Origin of the sequence: Bacillus sp. FSL L8-0193, from assembly GCF_037976065.1 — a bacterium.
Lineage (GTDB): Bacteria > Bacillota > Bacilli > Bacillales > Bacillaceae > Bacillus > Bacillus paralicheniformis.
Genome location: NZ_CP150261.1, coordinates 2,435,436 through 2,454,128 on the forward strand (window position 1 = coordinate 2,435,436; position 18,693 = coordinate 2,454,128).

The 18,693-nt window shown below is 45.7% G+C and carries 20 protein-coding genes; 2 read left to right on the forward strand and 18 right to left on the reverse strand.

Annotated features, from left to right (window positions below; genetic code table 11):
• Window positions 1-8 precede the first annotated feature (8 nt).
• Entirely contained in the window at window positions 9-140 is a 132-nt protein-coding gene (locus tag MHH76_RS12200; RefSeq protein WP_003183025.1) for a YpzI family protein, read from the forward strand.
• A gap of 29 nt (window positions 141-169) precedes the next feature.
• Here the strand turns inward: MHH76_RS12200 and fni are convergent, their stop codons facing one another.
• From fni to MHH76_RS12290, 18 genes are all read right to left on the reverse strand, one after another.
• Window positions 170-1,219 carry a type 2 isopentenyl-diphosphate Delta-isomerase gene (gene fni / locus MHH76_RS12205; RefSeq protein ID WP_020451972.1) on the reverse strand — a complete coding sequence of 350 codons (1,050 nt, stop codon included), beginning with the start codon at window positions 1,217-1,219 and terminating at the stop codon, window positions 170-172.
• 15 nt (window positions 1,220-1,234) lie between these two features.
• Window positions 1,235-2,383 (reverse strand): 30S ribosomal protein S1, encoded by a 1,149-nt coding sequence (gene rpsA / locus MHH76_RS12210; protein WP_003183030.1) that lies wholly within the window; start codon window positions 2,381-2,383, stop codon window positions 1,235-1,237.
• Between the two features lie 217 nt (window positions 2,384-2,600).
• Window positions 2,601-3,281 (reverse strand): (d)CMP kinase, encoded by a 681-nt coding sequence (gene cmk / locus MHH76_RS12215; protein WP_020451973.1) that lies wholly within the window; start codon window positions 3,279-3,281, stop codon window positions 2,601-2,603.
• A 79-nt stretch (window positions 3,282-3,360) separates the two neighbouring features.
• Entirely contained in the window at window positions 3,361-3,537 is a 177-nt protein-coding gene (locus MHH76_RS12220) for a YpfB family protein (RefSeq protein WP_020451974.1), read from the reverse strand.
• Window positions 3,538-3,700: 163 nt separating this feature from the next.
• On the reverse strand, window positions 3,701-5,053 hold the full coding sequence (gene ypeB, locus MHH76_RS12225) for a germination protein YpeB (protein WP_020451975.1): 1,353 nt from the start codon (window positions 5,051-5,053) through the stop codon (window positions 3,701-3,703).
• A gap of 16 nt (window positions 5,054-5,069) precedes the next feature.
• Window positions 5,070-6,020, reverse strand: a complete 951-nt coding sequence (gene sleB / locus MHH76_RS12230) for a spore cortex-lytic enzyme (protein ID WP_020451976.1) — start codon at window positions 6,018-6,020, stop codon at window positions 5,070-5,072.
• Window positions 6,021-6,158: 138 nt separating this feature from the next.
• Window positions 6,159-6,827, reverse strand: a complete 669-nt coding sequence (gene prsW / locus MHH76_RS12235) for a glutamic-type intramembrane protease PrsW (protein ID WP_268441404.1) — start codon at window positions 6,825-6,827, stop codon at window positions 6,159-6,161.
• Window positions 6,828-6,906: 79 nt separating this feature from the next.
• The gene (locus MHH76_RS12240) at window positions 6,907-7,875 is read right to left on the reverse strand and encodes an asparaginase (protein WP_020451978.1); all 969 of its coding nucleotides are present in this window, start codon (window positions 7,873-7,875) and stop codon (window positions 6,907-6,909) included.
• Window positions 7,876-7,983: 108 nt separating this feature from the next.
• Window positions 7,984-8,949: a YpdA family putative bacillithiol disulfide reductase gene (locus tag MHH76_RS12245; protein WP_023857466.1), complete on the reverse strand. Its 966-nt coding sequence runs from the start codon at window positions 8,947-8,949 to the stop codon at window positions 7,984-7,986.
• An 89-nt stretch (window positions 8,950-9,038) separates the two neighbouring features.
• The gene (locus MHH76_RS12250; RefSeq protein WP_020451980.1) at window positions 9,039-10,313 is read right to left on the reverse strand and encodes a Glu/Leu/Phe/Val dehydrogenase; all 1,275 of its coding nucleotides are present in this window, start codon (window positions 10,311-10,313) and stop codon (window positions 9,039-9,041) included.
• A 195-nt stretch (window positions 10,314-10,508) separates the two neighbouring features.
• Window positions 10,509-11,093, reverse strand: a complete 585-nt coding sequence (locus MHH76_RS12255) for a genetic competence negative regulator (RefSeq protein WP_020451981.1) — start codon at window positions 11,091-11,093, stop codon at window positions 10,509-10,511.
• A gap of 153 nt (window positions 11,094-11,246) precedes the next feature.
• On the reverse strand, window positions 11,247-12,032 hold the full coding sequence (locus MHH76_RS12260; protein WP_020451982.1) for a metallophosphoesterase: 786 nt from the start codon (window positions 12,030-12,032) through the stop codon (window positions 11,247-11,249).
• Window positions 12,033-12,110: 78 nt separating this feature from the next.
• Window positions 12,111-13,541 (reverse strand): IS1182 family transposase, encoded by a 1,431-nt coding sequence (locus tag MHH76_RS12265; protein ID WP_020451983.1) that lies wholly within the window; start codon window positions 13,539-13,541, stop codon window positions 12,111-12,113.
• A 123-nt stretch (window positions 13,542-13,664) separates the two neighbouring features.
• Window positions 13,665-14,108 (reverse strand): YpbF family protein, encoded by a 444-nt coding sequence (locus MHH76_RS12270; protein ID WP_020451984.1) that lies wholly within the window; start codon window positions 14,106-14,108, stop codon window positions 13,665-13,667.
• A 67-nt stretch (window positions 14,109-14,175) separates the two neighbouring features.
• Window positions 14,176-14,964, reverse strand: a complete 789-nt coding sequence (locus tag MHH76_RS12275; RefSeq protein WP_020451985.1) for a LysM peptidoglycan-binding domain-containing protein — start codon at window positions 14,962-14,964, stop codon at window positions 14,176-14,178.
• The gene (locus MHH76_RS12280) at window positions 14,906-15,550 is read right to left on the reverse strand and encodes a type II CAAX endopeptidase family protein (protein ID WP_020451986.1); all 645 of its coding nucleotides are present in this window, start codon (window positions 15,548-15,550) and stop codon (window positions 14,906-14,908) included. Before MHH76_RS12280 ends, MHH76_RS12275 begins: the two co-directional genes overlap by 59 nt.
• Window positions 15,544-17,040 carry an ATP-dependent DNA helicase RecQ gene (locus MHH76_RS12285; RefSeq protein WP_020451987.1) on the reverse strand — a complete coding sequence of 499 codons (1,497 nt, stop codon included), beginning with the start codon at window positions 17,038-17,040 and terminating at the stop codon, window positions 15,544-15,546. The genes MHH76_RS12280 and MHH76_RS12285 overlap by 7 nt, the downstream gene beginning before the upstream one ends.
• Window positions 17,033-18,091, reverse strand: a complete 1,059-nt coding sequence (locus MHH76_RS12290) for a helix-turn-helix domain-containing protein (protein WP_268441551.1) — start codon at window positions 18,089-18,091, stop codon at window positions 17,033-17,035. Before MHH76_RS12290 ends, MHH76_RS12285 begins: the two co-directional genes overlap by 8 nt.
• Window positions 18,092-18,354: 263 nt before the next feature.
• Between MHH76_RS12290 and MHH76_RS12295 the strand changes: the two genes are divergently transcribed.
• Entirely contained in the window at window positions 18,355-18,603 is a 249-nt protein-coding gene (locus tag MHH76_RS12295; protein ID WP_003183064.1) for a ferredoxin, read from the forward strand.
• The last annotated feature ends 90 nt before the right edge of the window (window positions 18,604-18,693 follow it).

Sequence of the window (18,693 nt, forward strand, 5' to 3'; positions counted from 1 at the left end):
GAACAGAATTGGGCAAAGACAGGCAGGAAAAGAAGCTGAAACAGCAAAAGCGAACGGAATCCGACCGTGACCAGTCCATCAGCTACAATGGTGCCGCCTCTCTCGAAAGCGCGGAGGACGCGCGGAAGCGAAACCCGTAAAAAAAACCGGCTCATGAGAAGCCGGTTTTTTAGCGCTTGCTGTAAACAAAGGGGTCAACACCCCTCGCTTTCAGCCAATGATATGTATCGCCCTTGATAACGAGCGGTGCTTTTTTCAACTGTTCAATCGTCCGGCATCCCAAGACGGTCATGATCCTTTTGAAATCTTCGATCAGGCTCTCGATTTCGGCGGCTAACGCCTCTTCTCCCGAAGCTGTCAGCACTTGGAGAAAATAGCCCGCCATCCCCGCCGCAGACGCGCCCAGCGCTATTGATTTGGCCAGTTCAAGGGCATCTTGTATGCCTCCGGATGCGATAATCGGCTGATCGCCGAACAGAGAGCTGACTTCAGCCAGGCTGGCTGCTGTCGATATGCCCCATTGATCGAAAAACTGAACCGCTTTATCCCTGCGCAAATTTTCGATTTTCGAAAAATTCGTTCCTCCGAAACCGCCGACATCGACCGCCTGAACCCCGGCGTTAAAAAGCCGGGCCGCGGTGTCCCTGCTCATGCCAAAGCCCACTTCTTTTACGGCGACCGGTACGCTGACATTTCGGCAGATGTCTTCAATCCGGCGCAGGCGACCTGTAAAACTGCGGTCGCCTTCAGGCATGACAATTTCCTGAATCACATTGAGGTGAATTTGAAGCATGTCGGCTTCAATCATGTCGACCGCCCGCTTTGCCTGGTCCACCGTCGCTTCGCTCCCCAAATTGGCGAATACAAGACCCTTCTGATTTTCTTTTCTGACGATCTCGTATGAAGGACGTTCATCAGGGTCTTTCAAAGCGGACATTTGCGAGCCGACAGCAACGGGTATGCCCGTTTGTGCAGCCGCCCTCGCCAAAGCCCTGTTGATCTCAAACGTCGCCTTCCCGCCCCCGCCTGTCATCGCATTGATAAAAATAGGCGAACTTAAAAACAGTTCGCCTATTTTGGTTGAAGTATCAACTTGTGACAATTCCGTTTCCGGAAGGCTGACGTGAACAAACGTAATATCATCAAGCCCGGTCTGACGTTTCTGTCCGGTGGACAGGGCATGATCAATGTGTTCTTTTTTTCTTTTCGCTCGCGTCACCATCATCACCAAATTTTACTTTAATTTATTCAGTTTGTCTCCGATCATTTCACCAAGCTGAAATCCTGAAGACTCTTCCTTAGCCTGGTATTGACGGTAATCTTCCTGCTCTGCTTTATCGGTGTTTTCTTCAAGCTCTTTCATGCTTAAAGAAATACGCTCTTCTTCTTCGTTGACGTCAAGAACTTTCACTTTAACGTCCTGGCCTTCCTCAAGGACTTCATGAGGCGTTCCGATGTGTTTGTTCGAGATTTGCGAAATGTGGACGAGGCCTTCAACTCCAGGCAGCACTTCGACAAATGCACCGAAGCTCACCAAGCGCTGGACTTTTCCGTCCAATACGTCTCCAGGCTTCACTTTTTCGCCGATGTTGGACCAAGGCCCAGGAAGCGTTTCTTTGATTGATAGCGAAATTCGCTCATTGTCGCGGTCAACGGACAGCACTTTGACTTTGACATCCTGGCCTTCTTCGACTACGTCTGACGGTTTTTCAACGTGTGAATGCGACAGCTGGGAGATGTGAACAAGACCGTCAATGCCGCCGATGTCAACGAAAGCACCGAAGTCTGTCAGGCGCTGCACTTTTCCTTCAAGCACCTGTCCGGCTTCCAGCGTTTGAAGAAACTCCTGTTTTCTTTCCGACTGCTCTTTTTCAACAACCGCACGGTGTGATAAAATCACGCGGTTTTTATCTCTGTCAAGCTCAACGACGATTAAAGTAAGCGTCTTTCCTTTATAATCTGTAAAATCTTCAACAAAATGCGCCTCTACAAGCGATGCGGGAATGAATCCGCGCACGCCGATATCGACGACCAGACCGCCTTTGACGACGTCTTTTACTTCGGCTTCAAACACTTCTTTTGACTCAAACTTTTTCTCTAGGTCTTCCCAAGCGCGGTCTGCATCAACAGCACGTTTTGATAAAATCAATGCATCGTCTTCCACTTTTGTCACTTTTAATTCAAGCTCATCGTCTACATTGACGACATCTGATGCTTTTTCAACATGAAGACTTGATAATTCACTGATTGGGATAATTCCGGTTTGCTTGCAGTTGGGGATGTCAACATCGACATGCTTGTCCTCAACTTTCGTTACAATACCTTTCACCACATCTCCAACCTCTGGTACTTGAACATCAATTTGATTCATTTCCTCTGTCATTTCAATAACCTCCTTGGTCCAAACCTACACAGCTTTTGTAAAAACGGTTATTCCGGACGAATTGATATCCGATCCGGACAGCCGATATGTATTAAAGAACCATTCAAAAATGGATATTTGAATGTTCTAAAACATGATTTATTATTACTAACTTCTAATAAAAGCCTGTGTTTGTCAAGTCAAAACATGCAGACAATAAGTAATTTGCCCGGATTTTTTATTTTTGAGCCTTTTTGTCTACAACCTGCAGGATTTTTTCGGCCACCTCATCGATCGTCAGTGAAGTCGTGTCGATTTCAAGCGCGTCGTCCGCTTTTTTCAACGGCGAAATCTCGCGCTCTGAATCGATTTTGTCGCGGCGCCGGATTTCTTCTGCAAGCGTTTCATAGTTTACATTGTACCCTTTTTTGACGTTTTCTTCAAAGCGGCGTTTTGCCCGCTCTTCAACGGACGCCAAAAGAAATATTTTCACTTCCGCATTCGGGAGAACGTGGGTTCCGATGTCGCGGCCGTCCATGACGACGCCGCCTTTTTCAGCCAGCTGCTGCTGCCTTTTCGTCATTTCTTCGCGGATCCCGGCGTGTTTGGCGACGATTGAAACTTGGTTGCTCACGTCATCCGTGCGGATCGACTCTGTTACATCTTCGCCTGCGATATAAACCTTCTGCTCTCCTTCAGGCGAAACCGTGAGATCAATGGCAGATTCTTTTAACAAGGCCGTCAAAGCCGCTTCGTCGTTTAAATCGACGCCCTTTTTCAGCGCTAAATACGTAATCGCCCTGTACATGGCACCCGTATCGATATAAATATACGACTTTTTTCCGGCCACGATTTTCGCCACGGTGCTTTTTCCGGCTGCCGCAGGGCCGTCTATTGCAATGCATAATTTCTTTTCCATAATTCCTCTCCTTGCTATCTGGTACTCCTTATAGGATTGTATCATGTATTAGGCGAAAAAGGGGAGATTTTAGCGTGAATTACGGCTTAAATGTCTCGATCCATTCGCCGATTTTCATGTTGTTCACGCCTTCATACTGCACGACTTTTGACAGATAAGGCTCAGCCTTGGAGAAATGAAAAAGAAGCTGCACGCAGATTAATATGACCGCCTGTACGACAAGAATCTTAAATAATAACCGTTCGATTGTTTTCATATCGTTCCTCCGCTGCCCGGAAAATTTATTGCGCCGGACATGTTCAATTTTCACCGGCGGATGTTCCGCCCATACGTTCAGTATGGAAATGTTTAGAACGAATTATTCCGAATGCTAAAAAGGAAAAGGCGTGTTATCCGCCTTTTCCCTCAGATCTATCGTTTTACAAATCGTTATATATCGGTTCTGCGCTTTTCATTTTTTGGACCTTCTCTTCCGTGCCGTCTTCGGTATTGATAAACATGCGGAATGTATCGTTTTCAATCGTGCCGAGAATTTCATAGCAGAGCACTTCTTGTGAAAGCTCGTTTGTGACTAGAGCAAGGCGCGTCTCCTGAACCTTTACGTTGGGATTCAGGCTTGCTTTCGCTTTTTCAAGCGTTAATTTCGGCTTCGGCAAGTTTCTTTTTTTATGGGAGATTAAGAAATCCTTTGCATTAAACCCGGTAATTTCGCCGTCGTCAAGCGCGACCTTGATGCGGATGCTGTCCGGGTAGAGCCAGACGCCGTCCTGGACCGGAACAAACGAAAATACGCCGACGCCGTCGTATTGCGAGCTTTCATCCATCTTCAGGTCTTCGGTTTTATAGCCGTTTTTTTTCAAAAATTGAAGGGCTTTGTTCGACGCGTCGTTCAGGCTGATTTTTTCATCTTTAATTTTTTTGTTTTGGATCAGATAAACCGGATATCCGCCTTTTTCGGTAATGTCCATATAAATATCCGCTTTTTGATCAGGGTCCTGCATGCTGATGCTGTATACATCCCTGTTCGTTTTCTTGCCGCTTTTCGACACTTTGATATTGTAATTTTTGTCCTGAGCGAATTTTTGGGCAATCTTGCGCGCTTCTTTTTCGGTTATTCTCTTGCCTTTTAAATGGTCGTACCCTTGCTGCTCTTTTTTCGTGTTCGTCATCTCTGTCGGGCTTAAATCCGTATCAGAAAACGCACTTGCGCTTTTTTCAACGGTTTTAAATCCATTAATAATCGTATTGTCGCTTTGTTTTTGGCCGGACGCGAGCGCAAGTTCTACATCCATCCATCTCAGATTTTTGTCAATAATCAAATGCTGGACATTACGCAATTCATTTTGTATATCCTTTGAATTTTCATATAGCTGATTTAAAGAAGCGTACTCTTTTTTATTAAGCGGCTCTTTGTCAAGGTCGCGCACGGCTGCTTTGTAGCTGAAATCTCCGACCTTTGCCAAAAATTCTTCGGTCTTGTTAAACGGCATTAAGGTCAGCGGCAGCTGGCTGACATTGTTATGTGCTTCAGAAGTCGTCTTCCAGACTTCCGCCAAGGCGGGAGACAGCGTTTTTTTGCTGTTCATCGCAAGTGTGCTCCCGATTTTGTCATGCAGCTGATCCACCTGATAAGTTAAATCGTGAAATGCCCTTTGATAGTTGTTTTCGGCATGAAGCAAAACGGCGTCTTTCTCCTGATGTTCCTTATAGCCCCAATAGCTTGTTCCGACGATGGCGACACCTAAAAGGGCGATTAAAATTCCTCTGATCATTTATAGCACCTCGCTTTTATTCACAGAAAATGTGTTTACCGATCCTTTTAATTTGTGGTCTCCCCCAAATCCATGAGCTAGTGGCCGTGGCAGGGTTAAAGTAGTAAGTCGCATTTTCTGACGGATCCCAGCCATTGATGGCGTCAAGAACGGCTTTTTTCGCCGTTTCATCCGGGGTCATGTAAATCTGTCCATCGGCGACAGCTGTAAATGCAAGCGGTTCAAAGATAACACCAGCCACCGTGTTCGGGAAGGTAGGGCTGTCGAGCCTGTTTAAAATAACGGCTGCAACGGCAACCTGGCCGTCATACGGTTCTCCGCGCGCTTCACCGTAAACCGCTTGGGCCAACAGGTTGATGTCGTTGTTCGAGAAACCGCCCGGCATGTTGGCTGCAACGGCATCTTGTTTTTTAGGCGCCTGTTGTTTAGGTGCAGCCTTTGGTTGCGCTTGTTTTTTCGGCTGTGCAGGAGCGGCCTGCTGCTTTTGCTGCGGCTGCTTTTGGGCAGTGCCCTGCTGCTGTCTTGCTTCCGCCTTTTTTCTCGCCTGCTGCTGCACTTCTTTTGAAGGCTTCGTCTGATACTTCAGCGGCATCCCGCCGTAATGTGTAAATTGGTTTCCTTTTCGAAGCTGTCTGTGCACGTAGTCGCTGTAATATTTAGTATGATTGATTAATAATCGTTTTGTTTTCGGCCCGACCAGGCCGTCTGTATCCTTCAAGCCGAACTGATTTTGGAAATTGCGGACGGCCCAGTATGTCGCCCATCCGTATACTCCGTCAATTCTGCCATTGTAATAGCCGTTGTATTGAAGCCTTGCCTGCAGTTCAATCACATCATCCCCTGTCGCCCCCCGCTGTATCACCTGTTCAGAAAAGGCAGCGCTTTTTTGACTGAATGGAAGTGAAAGACTGGTTGCCATAATGGTACATAAAATGACATTCAAACAAAAAGAACCTTTCGACTTCATGTTTTAAGCCTCCTCCAGCATTTTTGTACCCATATCTTTTGTAGCGAGGCAGATTTTATACATGCTTTCCTTTCTGTTTCATCTTTAGGCAAATATGCCTGACAAGAAAATTTAAAAAACCGCCCTTGCTCGGGGCGGCTATTGCTGAAGAGACTGCCCGCCGTCTTTGACGGAACGGGCTTTTTTTGCTTTGCGCAAGCCGAACCACCAAAGAAACGCCATAAAGGGCAGCATAAAATAGATCCAGTTTTTTAAGGCGAGCAGAATATAATCGAAGAGACCGTGAAGCAAGGCCGGAATAAAAAGCGAGCAGAACAGCCATTTCATCTTTGTTTTACTTGCGGAAAAACGGGCTTTGCCGATGTAAAAGCCCATGATCACTCCGAATAAGGCATGGCTGGAAACCGGAAGCAAAGCGCGCATAAAAGCGTACTCCACCCCGTTCCCGATGAGATACAATATATTTTCAAGCGTCGCAAACCCCAATGAAAGGCTTGTCCCGTATACGATTCCGTCATAGTGTTCATCAAAGTCGATATGCTGAAAAGTGCTGACCATCAGCAAAAACCATTTTAAAAATTCTTCCAAAAAGCCGGAAGTTAAAAATGAAACGACAAAACTGCCCTCAGAAATGTGTTCTTTTTCCAATACATACTGGATAAACATCGTCGGAAAAACGAGCAAAACCCCCAGTATAAAAAGGCGGATGACCATATGAATGGGCTCGGATTCATATTTTTCCTTTAAGTAAAAATACATTAACAGTGCGATTCCGGGAGCTAAGCCTGCTGAGATAATTCCGAACATGAGGAAACCTCTTTCCTTTTCATCTCATTCTATCCTACCATGATTCGGATTGTTTTGAAATTGAAAAAGAACGGGCCGCCTAGTAGCAGAATTTGTCTTTTATGCCTTCTTCATAGCTTGCAAGAAGGACGGCCAGTTTCATTCTCGCTTTTTTGCTGTCATAATCCTTGCCTAAGATGACACCTTTTTTTGCGAGGTCATAGCTGCTGCCCGCATAGTCATAGGTCGTATACACTTCGCCTTCCTCTGCGCTCGTCGTGATGACGATATAAACGCCCTGATGTAAAGCTTGCTCAATATCGCCCACCATATTCGGCGGTACCTGTCCCCTTCCGACTCCTTCAAGGACGATCCCTGCTGCACCCTCGCGGACAGCGGCTCTGATAAACTTGCCGTCTCCATCCAGATAGCATTTGACGATATCCACTTCAGGAAGCGGTCTTTGCAGCTGATGAACATCCCGCTTTAAGGGCTTTTGATAAACATATACTTTATCATTGTCAATAATCCCTAAGTAACCGAAGCCGAATACGTCAAAACCCTGCAGATTCGAAGCGTGCACTTTTTTAACGTAGCGCGCGTTAAAGATCCTCTCGTTAAAAACAACGACCGTGCCGGCTCCTTTTATATCTGGGCTGCACGCTGTATAAACGGCGTGTCTGATATTTGTATATGCATCTGTTCCTTGCTGCTCGGGGGCTCGTTGTGAGCCTGTGACAACGACCGGCCTCTCATCCTGCAAGGTTAAATCTAAAAAATAAGCGGTTTCTTCAAGCGTGTCCGTACCATGCGTCACAACCACGCCGTCATAGCTGCCGTCCTGAAAAACGCGTTCGACGGTTTGTTTGAGTTCTAGTAAATGCTGAAATGTAATATGCATACTCGGAAGCTGAAACGCCGGATAGACATCGATCTGGACATCTTCCGGCAGGCTGCACATTTCGGCTAATTCAGGACCGCTGATCGCCCCTGCCGCAAGCCTGCCGCTTTCGGTTTTCCGGCTGGCGATCGTTCCTCCTGTTGTAATAAGAGCTACTTTCTTTTTCATGTCAGGCTGCCCCTTTTCATGTTGATCTGTGTGCCGATAAAAAAAGAGAGCACATCTATATATAGAATATGCTCTCTTTTGCCTGATACAAATCATAAAATATTGGTTTTATATTCGTTTAGCAATTTCAGCTGCAATTAAGCCGCCGTGAAAACGTCCGTTTTCAATGAAGATTTCATTTGCGTTGTTCCCGGCCGCAATAACGCCGGCGATGAAGATGCCTTCTTCGTTCGTCTCCATCGTTTCTTCATTAAAGGAAGGACGGCCCGACTCCGCGTCAATTTCGACTCCCATTTTTTGAAGGAAGCCGTGATCAGGGTGATAGCCTGTCATCGCGAATACAAAATCATTTTTGATCTTGGTCTCTTTTCCGTCGACAGAAAAAATCAGCTCTTCTTCCGTAATTTCTTTGACGACCGCCCGGAATTCCATTCTGATTTTTCCGTGCTTGACAAGCGAAAGGAATTCGGGAAGGATCCATGGTTTGATGCTGGAGGAATATTCGTTCCCTCTGTACAGAACGGTCACTCTTGCGCCCGCTTTAACGAGCTCCATCGCCGCGTCGACGCTTGAGTTTTTCCCGCCGATAACCGCAACATCTTTATCAAAATACGGATGAGCCTCTTTAAAATAATGGAACACTTTCGGAAGGTCTTCTCCCGGGACGTTCATATAGTTCGGGTTGTCATAATATCCCGTTGCGATCACGCAAAATGACGACAAATACGTATCCTTTGATGTTTCCACGACAAATTGGTTATTTTCTGTTTTTGTGACGGATTGAACTTTCTCAAACGCGTTGATCCGCAAATTTTTCCGCTTGGCGACTTCCCTGTAATAAGAAAGCGCCTGATTTCTGACCGGCTTGTGATTTTCAGTAATAAAAGCGACATCGCCAATTTCAAGTTTTTCGCTTGAGCTGAAAAAGGTTTGGTGTGTAGGATATTGATAAATGCTGTTGACGATGTTTCCTTTTTCAATGACGAGTGCATCTATTCCGATCTCTTGCATGTGAATAGCTGCTGAAAGCCCGCAGGGGCCACCGCCGATAATGATCACTTTTTCTTCTTTCATGTTCCGTTCATCTCCTGTCATATCGGGCAAATCAAAAAATCTCCTATTTTATGATAGGAGATTTTTTGGGTTGTTGCAAATGTTTGAACCTATATCCAGCCTCTGAAGCGGGATGCTTCCGCCATCTTGCGGACGCCCACCATATAGGCTGCAAGCCGCATGTCGATTCTGCGGTTGTGCGCCATTTCGTAAATATTGTTGAACGATTTGACCATCATTTTTTCCAAACGTTCTTCAACTTCTTCTTCAGTCCAGTAGAATCCCTGGTTGTTTTGCACCCACTCAAAATACGATACGGTTACACCGCCGGCGCTTGCCAGCACGTCCGGTACAAGAAGAATGCCGCGGTCGGAAAGAATTTTCGTCGCTTCGAGCGTCGTCGGGCCGTTGGCTGCTTCGACAACGATTTTCGCCTTGATGTTATGGGCGTTTTCCGCGGTAATTTGATTTTCTATTGCAGCCGGCACCAGAATGTCGCATTCCAGCTCCAGCAGTTCTTTGTTTGTAATGGTGTCATTAAACAGCTTTGTGACCGTTCCAAAGCTGTCCCGGCGGTCAAGCAGGTAATCGATGTCAAGCCCTTCAGGATCATACAGGCCGCCGTATGCATCAGAAATGCCGACAACTTTTGCACCCGCGTCATACATGAATTTCGCAAGGTAGCTTCCCGCATTTCCGAACCCCTGCACGACGACAGAAGCTCCCTCAATGTCGATGTCTTTCTTTTTCGCCGCCTCTTTAATGCAGATTGTAACCCCTTTTGCTGTCGCAGATTCTCTGCCGTGAGAACCACCTAAAACGAGCGGTTTGCCGGTAATGAAGCCCGGCGAGTTGAATTCGTCGATTCTTGAATATTCGTCCATCATCCATGCCATGATTTGAGAATTGGTAAATACATCGGGAGCCGGCACGTCTTTTGTCGGTCCGACAATTTGGCTGATCGCCCGGACGTACCCTCTGCTTAAACGTTCCAGTTCAGGAAAGGACATATCCCGCGGATCACAGATGATCCCGCCCTTTCCGCCTCCATATGGAAGGTCGATGATGCCACATTTCAGACTCATCCAAATAGAAAGCGCTTTAACTTCTTTTTCTGTAACTCCCGGATGAAAACGGATGCCGCCTTTTGTCGGCCCTACTGCATCATTGTGCTGGGCTCGGTAGCCCGTGAAAATCTTAACAGATCCATCGTCCATGCGAACCGGAATTTTCACCGTTAAAAAACGGATCGGTTCTTTTAGTAATTCATACACCTCTTCAGGATACCCCAATTTTTCAAGCGCCTTATGTATCACCGTTTGCGTTGATTTCAAAACGTCATGTGTGTTTTCTTCAGTATGACCGGTGTTTTGATCGGCTACCATTATAAGTTAACCTCCTAAAGTCTTTCTGGCATGTTGTCCTTTCAGAGAATAGTATACACCCTTGCACTAATCATGCAAAGAACAATCAACCATTTTTCGTGAAAATATTCGAGAAAAATCTTTTTTGTTATATTCTTATTTTCGGCAGAAAAAAACTGCTGTTTAACACAGCAGAATATCTTTTTTGGATGCGGGCTATTTGAAATATGTCTGAATGGTCTGAACGGCATTGTTTTCCATGATTTTCTTTCCGTATTCCTGCAGCCTGTAAATCGTTAAAGTCGTCGGATTCCCATATTCGGCTAAAATCGAAATCACGCCGTCAGCCTCATGGGAGTCAAAATCGTCGAGACTTAAGAAATACCTGTCTTCATAGTGGTAGACTGTCCCGCCTTGAATACCGATGCGGTCCAGGTTTTTGGAAAGTTCAATCAGATGCTCAAACGTTTGAAATTCATATATAATGTCAACACTTTCGCCAAGTTTGACTTGCATTTCAATATAGTCCTCATCATACTCATTATCGTCTTCATCTGTCTCTTGATTTTTTGTGACAATGATGACCATTCCTTGTGCTTGAAGAGAATACACTTCAACAGCGATTGGGCCATTCGCTTCGAACCCGAGCTCTGTATTCGCTTCGTTCATCATGTCTTTAAACAGCTGCTGAACTTTAAATGAGTCTTTCCAAAGGTCTTCTTTCGTCAGCCCCCGGTCTGTCAGATCGTCAAGTGTCAGAAAGATTTTGATCTTATTATAATTTAGACGCTCAAGCCGCATAACGTTCCCTCCTGCCTCTTCTTGCACACATCATATATCTTATTATATGGAGATGATGAGTCATAGGTTCTTAATTTTGATACCAGTTTACACTGTGTTTGGGCGGAAGACAAGCACAATGCCGCCTTTTCGTTCCTTTTCAGTGAAAAAGCATCAGTTTCCTTCCATGCAGGGTCCCGGGACCAGCTTAATCAGATGGGTTTCCGGCCTCGCTCCCAGCCGCAGCGGAAGCTTCGATGTGCCATAGCCGTTGCTGATCAAGTACGGCGCCTGATGAACGGTTCCGGTTCCTCCGATTTCACAGAGCCCGAATCTGCCGAGGCGAATCTGTCCTCCGTGGGTATGACCGCTCAATATGAGATCAATACCGTCCGTCTCCTGTATTTGATGATGAATCTCCGGATTATGTGACACAAGGATGGTCGGAAAATCCTGCTGCACGCCTCTGAGCGCTGCCGGGTAATCATCCAATTCGAGCCTGATGTCATCCACTCCGCAAATATTGACGGCTTGTCCTTGATGGTCATGCAAAACCGAAGCATTGCGCAAAGGCGTTACGCCGTGTGCCCTGAATATTTCCTGCAGCCTTTCCTGATCAACTTCATAATCGTTATTTCCCCATACAAAATACGTTTTTCCCAAACTTGAAAGCCTTTTGATATTTTCTTCAATTCTCGAATAAGGAACGCCGCCCTCCGCTAAGTCGCCGCCGATCAAGACGAGCTGAACCCCGTGTTCTTTCACTTCACGAATAATGTCTTCACTGACTGTCCGCCTATGAATATCCGAAATAAAAAAGACGGTCAATTCGTTATTTAGGCGCCTGAGCGAAAACTCGGCTTTCAATACCCGGTTTTCGCGCGCGATACCTGACATTTTCCACACTAAAGCAGCAAAACCGATGAAAACGGCCGAAGCCAGACTGAGCCAATAGATCATGTGCATTCTCCAATCTGTTTTGTTTATCATAAGACGGCTTTATGCAAAAAGACGTTTCTTTTAATAAGAAAACGTCTTTCAGACCGTTGACAAAATAGGTCGGATTTCTATGATCCGACCTATTTTTGTCCATTTTGTTCTATTTTTTCGACGAAAAAGCTGGCGATGAGGACCTTTCCAGGTCCAATTCGCCAGCTTTTTGAGATTCATGGCAGCGAAAACAAGCATCGCCTGCATGGACAATTTTTTCTTACCCCGTAGGGTTGTCCAGCGCAGGCCATGCTTGTGTTTTAAATCCGCAAAAACCCGTTCGATGGTTTCTTTGCGTTTAGCATAGATTCGCCTATTCTCATCCGTGTGGCGAAGATGATCAGCTTCATCTAAATGATCCTGCCAGAGATGCCGTTGAATCATCTTTCGATGATTTCGGCTTTCCGTACATTGCTTCAGAAAAGGACAGTGTTTACATCGGTTTGGATCTGAGGCATAAATACGATAGCCTTCACGGTTAGTTGTGCGATATGTCAGAACATGATCGTCAGGGCAAATATAAGCATCGTAATATTCATCGTATACATATTCATGTTTTCTCATGAACCCTTTTTTGGTTTGTGGTCGGGTGTAGGGCATGACGGGACGGACATTTTGATCACTTAGAAATTTTGCGATAAACGGCGTTTTATATCCTGCATCAACTGCGACCGTATGAGGCTTGGCGACGCGTTCTTTCACTTGTTGAAACAGGGTTGTGAACACTTGGCTGTCATGAATATTGGCAGGCTCAACAACCGTCCCAAGTACAAATCCGTTCCGGTCACAAGCTGTATGAAAACCATAAGCAAAAAGGCGTTCCCGTTCACCCTTTACAAAATAGCCGCTCTCAGGATCTGTCGTACTTTCCTTTATTTCTCGTTCCTCTGAGCATTGCCTGGGCTTTAAGGGCTTTTTGCCGTTGGCTTCACGATCGGCATTAATTTCTTGATCTAATTGTTCCTGATAAGCTCTTGTTTCTTTTCTCACAATCTTCTTCACAAACTTTTTCTTATTCGCATTGGCTTTGACATGGGTTCCATCGATAAAGGCGACCGACGGGTCGACAAGACCAAGATCTATGGCCTGACGCAAGATTTTATAGAAGATTGTTTCAAATAAATCCGTATCATGAAAACGGCGCTCATAGTTTTTACTGAAGGTTGAAAAATGAGGGATTTTTTCAGAGAAGCCATATCCAATAAACCAGCGATAAGCGACATCGGTTTCGATCCGCTTAATGGTTTCGCGCATCGAGCGATGGCCAAACACGTACTGAATCAGAACCATTTTGATCAATACAACAGGATCAATACTTGGACGTCCTTTGGAAGAATAAAGGGGATCAACTTTTCCATAAATAAATGAAAAATCCATAGCTTCTTCTATTTTCCTGACCAGATGATCTTCCGGAACAAGTTCACTTAAGGCAAAGACTTCAAGCTGTTCGCGCTGATCTTTAGAGTGCTTAGACAACATGGAAAAACCTCCAAAAACTAGATTTCACTCACATTTTAACAAAAAAAGCTTGTCGATCAAGCCACTTTTTATGGCTTTGTCGACAAGCTGAAAGACGTTTCTTTTAATAAGAAAACGTCTTTTTTATTTGCTTTCAAAATAAAGATTAATGTCATACTGCTGTTTCATGATCTTAAAAACCGTTTCCCTTGATTTCCACTCTTCAGGCTGGGGCCATAAATCCGTGCTTTTCTGAATAATCTCGCATCTCAGCTTATGAAATTCCCCTTCTGCTTTTTCTTCCTTCTTTTTAAAATAGTAAGCGGTGCTGTATGCAAAAGCGGCCGACAAAATCCAAAGCAGGTAGACGGAGTCATTCAGCAAGCCGGAAAGGAAGCCGTTTTGCCCGAGCCCTTTTGACGCTGCAAACAAACAAAACGAAACCGCACATATCGCCGCCAGCGCCTGCCACCTGAATGTCTGTCTGGCATAGTTTTCGTACTTTTTCTTCCTTTTAATTAAGGCGCGGAGCATTTGTTTCGTCGGTTCGTCCGTAAAACGGTTCAGCTCTTCAAGCTCGCTTCCCACAGTCCTCACACCTTGTCCTATTTGATAGTACAATGTATATGTATTCGCGGGCAAAATGATGCCATTGTTAATAAATCGGGATATTCAGAATCTGGCCGGTGTAGACATTGTTGCCTGATAATTGATTATAATTGCGGATTTTTTCCTCTCCTGACCGGTTCTTATAATATTTCATCGAAATCCGATAGAGCGTCTCTTTTTCGCCAACCGTGTGCTTCAGCACCTTTTTGGGCTGCGGCGCTTGCTGAACGGGCGGCGTTTGAGCTGCGCTTGCCGTTTTCTTCTCTTGTTTCGCAGGCTGCTTCGGCGCGGTAGGCTTCTTTGCAGCGACAGGCTTCTCCTCAGCTTTTTTTGCCTCTTTAGGCTGCTCTTTTTCCTTTTGCTCGTCTTTTTTTGACGGTTCATTCTCTTTATTTTCCGATTGTTTGCTCTCTTTCAGCTTTTCTTCTTGAAGGGCGGCGGCTGTATGCTGCGAAGCCGCCTTTTGATCCGCTTCTTGTTCACCGTTTTGATTTTCATTCGTCATTCCCGTCTCACCGGATTTGTTTTCATAAAACACATTATCATACTGATCAGAGTTGGAATCGCCGCCTTTGTCTTGGTTCAGCATGTACATAAACACCACGAAGACGATGATCGGAATGAAAACAAACATGACTGCAAGTGACGTGAATAGCGGATTTCTGTCTTTATTCTTTTTTTTGCTGTGCTTCTTTTTTTTGTGATACGTCTGCCTGGAAGGAATGTCATCATCAGGTGTCTTCAGTTCAACAGCCGCGGCCGCCTCCCGGCTCATTTCAGCACGGGTCTTCTCCTGCTCCTTCTTCTTCCTCTCTATCCTTGACATCTCCGTCATGCGAACTCCTCCTTACGTGTTGAAAACGAATCTGGCACGCAAATACAACATCGATCAAAAAGTGTGCCGTCACAGGAACGAATAAATTCCCTGTCCATTCAAAGCTCAATCCGAGCAAAAAGCTGATGGACACAACCATTACAAACAGCAGCCATTTTTTCAAATAACGAAAATGCAAAATCGCGAAAATAATGCTCGCTGCCCAGAGACCGAAATGCGTCTGAATAACGCCTCTGAACAATATTTCCTCTGCAAATGCAATGAAAAGGGTAAGAATCACGATATGCGGGTACGAGCGTTCACGAAAAAGCTTTTCATTTATCCCTTCATCGTCATACATATGCTTCGGAGCCCATTTCATCACCATCAGGTCGGCGATAATCACGAGAGCCGCGAGCGGCGCCCCGTATTTCAAGATGCTCAAGTCCGATGGATTCCAAAGCGACAAAAAATCGTCTGCATCATCAAATAAAAAGATGCCCATCAATAATGCGGTAAAAAGCATCAGCATCTGGGAAAAATAGAGCTGTTTCAGCATTTCCCTGTCTGACAGGCGACGTATGATTTCCGACTGCTTTTTCAGCATACACGATCACAGCTGGCGGCAAATATGGCATCTAATTCTTCTTCCCACGCTGTCAATTTGTTCATAGACGGACGGTCTCCTTTGGCTTCGTATGCTTCAAGACTTAAACCGCAGGATGTACAACACGCTGTGTCATCTGTTTCCAGCAGTTCTTTTTGTTCATTAAAATAAGCGAGCAGGCTTTCCCTGAAACACCCTTCGCTTTCGGTGACGGCGGCGAACCCCGCCGCTTTTTTCAACTTGAGCTCCCTGCGGCTGTCCATCTCCCTCTGAATGACCGCCCGGCCGTCGCCGCCCAGATGATGCACCTTCTGATAAAGATGTAGAAAATGGCGGGCTTGCGTTTCCGATAAACCGGCCTGCTGCAGCACTTCCCGCCGGCTTCGCTCATCTTTCACTCCGGCAAGCTTTTCGTATAAAAAGCCGATATCACTTTGAGAGAGAGCTTCCATTTGAATGAGCTGCTCCTGGATTTCCTCGTCTCCCGGAGCTTTCAGCAAAATGCTGACACTCTGCTTTCCATCCCTGCCCGCACGTCCGATTTCCTGCAGATACGCCTCTGTCGTCTGCGGGAGGCTGAAATGGATCACATATCTGACATCAGGCTTGTCCACTCCCATACCGAAGGCGTTTGTACAGCAGACCACATCAAGCTGGTTGCGGATGAACTGCTGCTGGATCAGCATCCTGTCGCCTGCCTCCATCCCGCCATGATAAAATCCCGTTCTCAATTTAGTCTCATCACGGAGCATGTCAGCCAATTCTTCAGCCCATTTTCTCGTCGGGCAATAAACAAGACCGGGACCTTGCAGCTTTTGAACCAGCTCTGTCAGCCGCTCCGTCTTCTCAGCGGTATCCCGAAGCTTTTCAATATGAAGCGCAATGTTCGGGCGATCAACGGAATGGATCAAATAATTGGCGCCTTTAAGCCCCAGCATATCTGAAATGTCCTTCAATGTCGCTTCCGTTGCCGTCGCTGTAAGTGCCAGAGTGACGGGATGACCGAGGAGCGCCTTGATGTCTCCAAGCTTCGAATAATCTGGCCTGAAATCATGCCCCCATTGTGAAATGCAGTGAGCTTCATCAACGACAAAAAGGCTGACATTGAGCAATTGAAGCTTATTCAGCATTTGGCCGGACTGGAGCGCTTCTGGTGAAATATACAGATATTTGAGACTGTGAAGCCGACTTAATACGTCATTTTTTTCTTGGTGTGTCAAAGCGCTGTTCAAGGCCGCAGCCCGCTTCTCTCCGCGCATCTTTAATTGCTGCACCTGGTCTTCCATTAAAGACAAAAGCGGCGAGACGATCAGGACGGTTCCGTCTTTCAACAGCCCTGGAAGCTGATAGCACAGCGATTTCCCGCCTCCTGTCGGAAGCATCGCCACCGTGTCCCGCCCCTCCAGCACGCTTTTGATGATCGTTTCCTGGCCTTTTTTAAACGTATGATAACCAAAATACCGGCGAAGCGCCTGATGAAGTTTATCCATTCCTGATCACCGTTTTCGACAGAGCGAGGCGGATTTTAAAATAGCTGTAGCGGCCGCCGAGCCCCTCTTTAATTTGTCTGATTTTATTGGTTTGGTTCGCTTTCGCATAATCGGCAATGATTTTCTGCTCCTCTTTCGATACGTACTGATCGATGGAAAAAGACGGATCATGAATGGCAATTTCCACAATGTGATCCTCGATCGTCGCCGCTTTCAGCTTTCGAATGTCTGCGATCCGGTCTATTGTATGCCCTTCTTTTATAAGAAAAAGCGTTTTTCTCGTCGATTGTGTGAGACCATCCTTTAAAGGAATGTCCTGAATGAGCGTTTGAAAAAGCGGACTATCACCATTTTGGGCGGATTGAATAAAATGATGCAGAACATCCCAAAACAGTGCATATATGTACCACTCATCAAGGTCCATTTTTTCGGAAAGCTGTCGAAATGTATAGCCCGCTTTTGCCCCGGAAGTCAGGGAGTGAACAAAAATAGCGGCCTGTTCATCATGATTCAAAACAGACAGCTTCTCTTTCAGCTCATGGTGAAACTGGGCTGCTGTTTCAACGGGATTCCGGTTTCTTAAATATTGTTTAACCCAGTTCTGAACCTGATAATCTTTTACGATCGGCAAATACACGCGTTCGCGGTAAAGCTTGTTGGAGAGCACTTGAATCAAAAGCGACATCCTTGCCCACATGATTTTGGCTGCCGCCTGATAATAGCCGCCGTGAAAATGGCGGGGCCACGGGTAAAGGGCAAAAAAGCCGGCAAGTTCCGCTTCTCCTTTTTCGGTGACGGTGTAAGCGCCGCTTTCCGCTTTTTCTCTGACCAAAGCCTCCTGTTTCAATTGCTGAACGCTGACTGTCACCTGCTCTCTCGACAGAGCCGAACAAAAGCCGAAGTATTTTGAAACGGCAAATAAACCGGCATCCTGTATCGTCTGTGACGACCTTTTTCCTTTTAATAAATGATAGACCGCGCTTGAAGAACGCTCACCCTTCATGGATGACAGAATGTCGAGCACAATGGCGTCAAAAAAATGAACCGGCATATCATCACCTACAATCTTCCGGCAACATTCGATCTTTTCTTCTTTTTATTTTAACAGATTTTGCGGAGAAATCGACGTTTAAACTCATATAAAAGGGGTATGTTAGCAGTAGAACCCTTGTGTGATAAGCATTCTCAATATTTTTGAGTTGAAATGTAAGATTAACACCATTACAATAAGGAATGGGAATAGGTTTCATATCGGATAGATAGAGGGTTAAACCATTTGTTCCAACGAAGAACAATCTGGGAGGTTTTTTATTCATGCCAAAATATACAATTGTAGACAAAGATACGTGCATCGCATGCGGAGCTTGTGGTGCTGCGGCTCCTGATATTTATGATTACGACGATGAGGGAATCGCGTTTGTCACCCTTGACGACAATCAGGGTGTCGTCGAAGTCCCTGACGTCTTGGAAGAAGACATGATGGACGCGTTTGAAGGCTGTCCTACAGATTCGATCAAAGTTGCGGATGAGCCGTTCGAAGGCGACCCGCTTAAACACGAATAAAGCAAAAAAAAATCCGGTACACAAGGTACCGGATTTTTTTTATCAAATAAGCACTGCTTCGCCCACAAGCAAAAAGAAGCCGGCTCCTTC

Coding starts and splice junctions, on each gene's coding strand:
- rpsA (WP_003183030.1), bottom strand. CDS start 2,383: ATGACAGAGGAAATGAATCAAATTGATGTTCAAGTACCAGAGGTTGGA.
- cmk (WP_020451973.1), bottom strand. CDS start 3,281: ATGGAAAAGAAATTATGCATTGCAATAGACGGCCCTGCGGCAGCCGGA.
- MHH76_RS12220 (WP_020451974.1), bottom strand. CDS start 3,537: ATGAAAACAATCGAACGGTTATTATTTAAGATTCTTGTCGTACAGGCG.
- ypeB (WP_020451975.1), bottom strand. CDS start 5,053: ATGATCAGAGGAATTTTAATCGCCCTTTTAGGTGTCGCCATCGTCGGA.
- sleB (WP_020451976.1), bottom strand. CDS start 6,020: ATGAAGTCGAAAGGTTCTTTTTGTTTGAATGTCATTTTATGTACCATT.
- prsW (WP_268441404.1), bottom strand. CDS start 6,827: ATGTTCGGAATTATCTCAGCAGGCTTAGCTCCCGGAATCGCACTGTTA.
- MHH76_RS12240 (WP_020451978.1), bottom strand. CDS start 7,875: ATGAAAAAGAAAGTAGCTCTTATTACAACAGGAGGAACGATCGCCAGC.
- MHH76_RS12245 (WP_023857466.1), bottom strand. CDS start 8,949: ATGAAAGAAGAAAAAGTGATCATTATCGGCGGTGGCCCCTGCGGGCTT.
- MHH76_RS12250 (WP_020451980.1), bottom strand. CDS start 10,313: ATGGTAGCCGATCAAAACACCGGTCATACTGAAGAAAACACACATGAC.
- MHH76_RS12255 (WP_020451981.1), bottom strand. CDS start 11,093: ATGCGGCTTGAGCGTCTAAATTATAATAAGATCAAAATCTTTCTGACA.
- MHH76_RS12260 (WP_020451982.1), bottom strand. CDS start 12,032: ATGATCTATTGGCTCAGTCTGGCTTCGGCCGTTTTCATCGGTTTTGCT.
- MHH76_RS12265 (WP_020451983.1), bottom strand. CDS start 13,541: ATGTTGTCTAAGCACTCTAAAGATCAGCGCGAACAGCTTGAAGTCTTT.
- MHH76_RS12275 (WP_020451985.1), bottom strand. CDS start 14,964: ATGACGGAGATGTCAAGGATAGAGAGGAAGAAGAAGGAGCAGGAGAAG.
- MHH76_RS12280 (WP_020451986.1), bottom strand. CDS start 15,550: ATGCTGAAAAAGCAGTCGGAAATCATACGTCGCCTGTCAGACAGGGAA.
- MHH76_RS12285 (WP_020451987.1), bottom strand. CDS start 17,040: ATGGATAAACTTCATCAGGCGCTTCGCCGGTATTTTGGTTATCATACG.
- MHH76_RS12290 (WP_268441551.1), bottom strand. CDS start 18,091: ATGCCGGTTCATTTTTTTGACGCCATTGTGCTCGACATTCTGTCATCC.
- MHH76_RS12295 (WP_003183064.1), top strand. CDS start 18,355: ATGCCAAAATATACAATTGTAGACAAAGATACGTGCATCGCATGCGGA.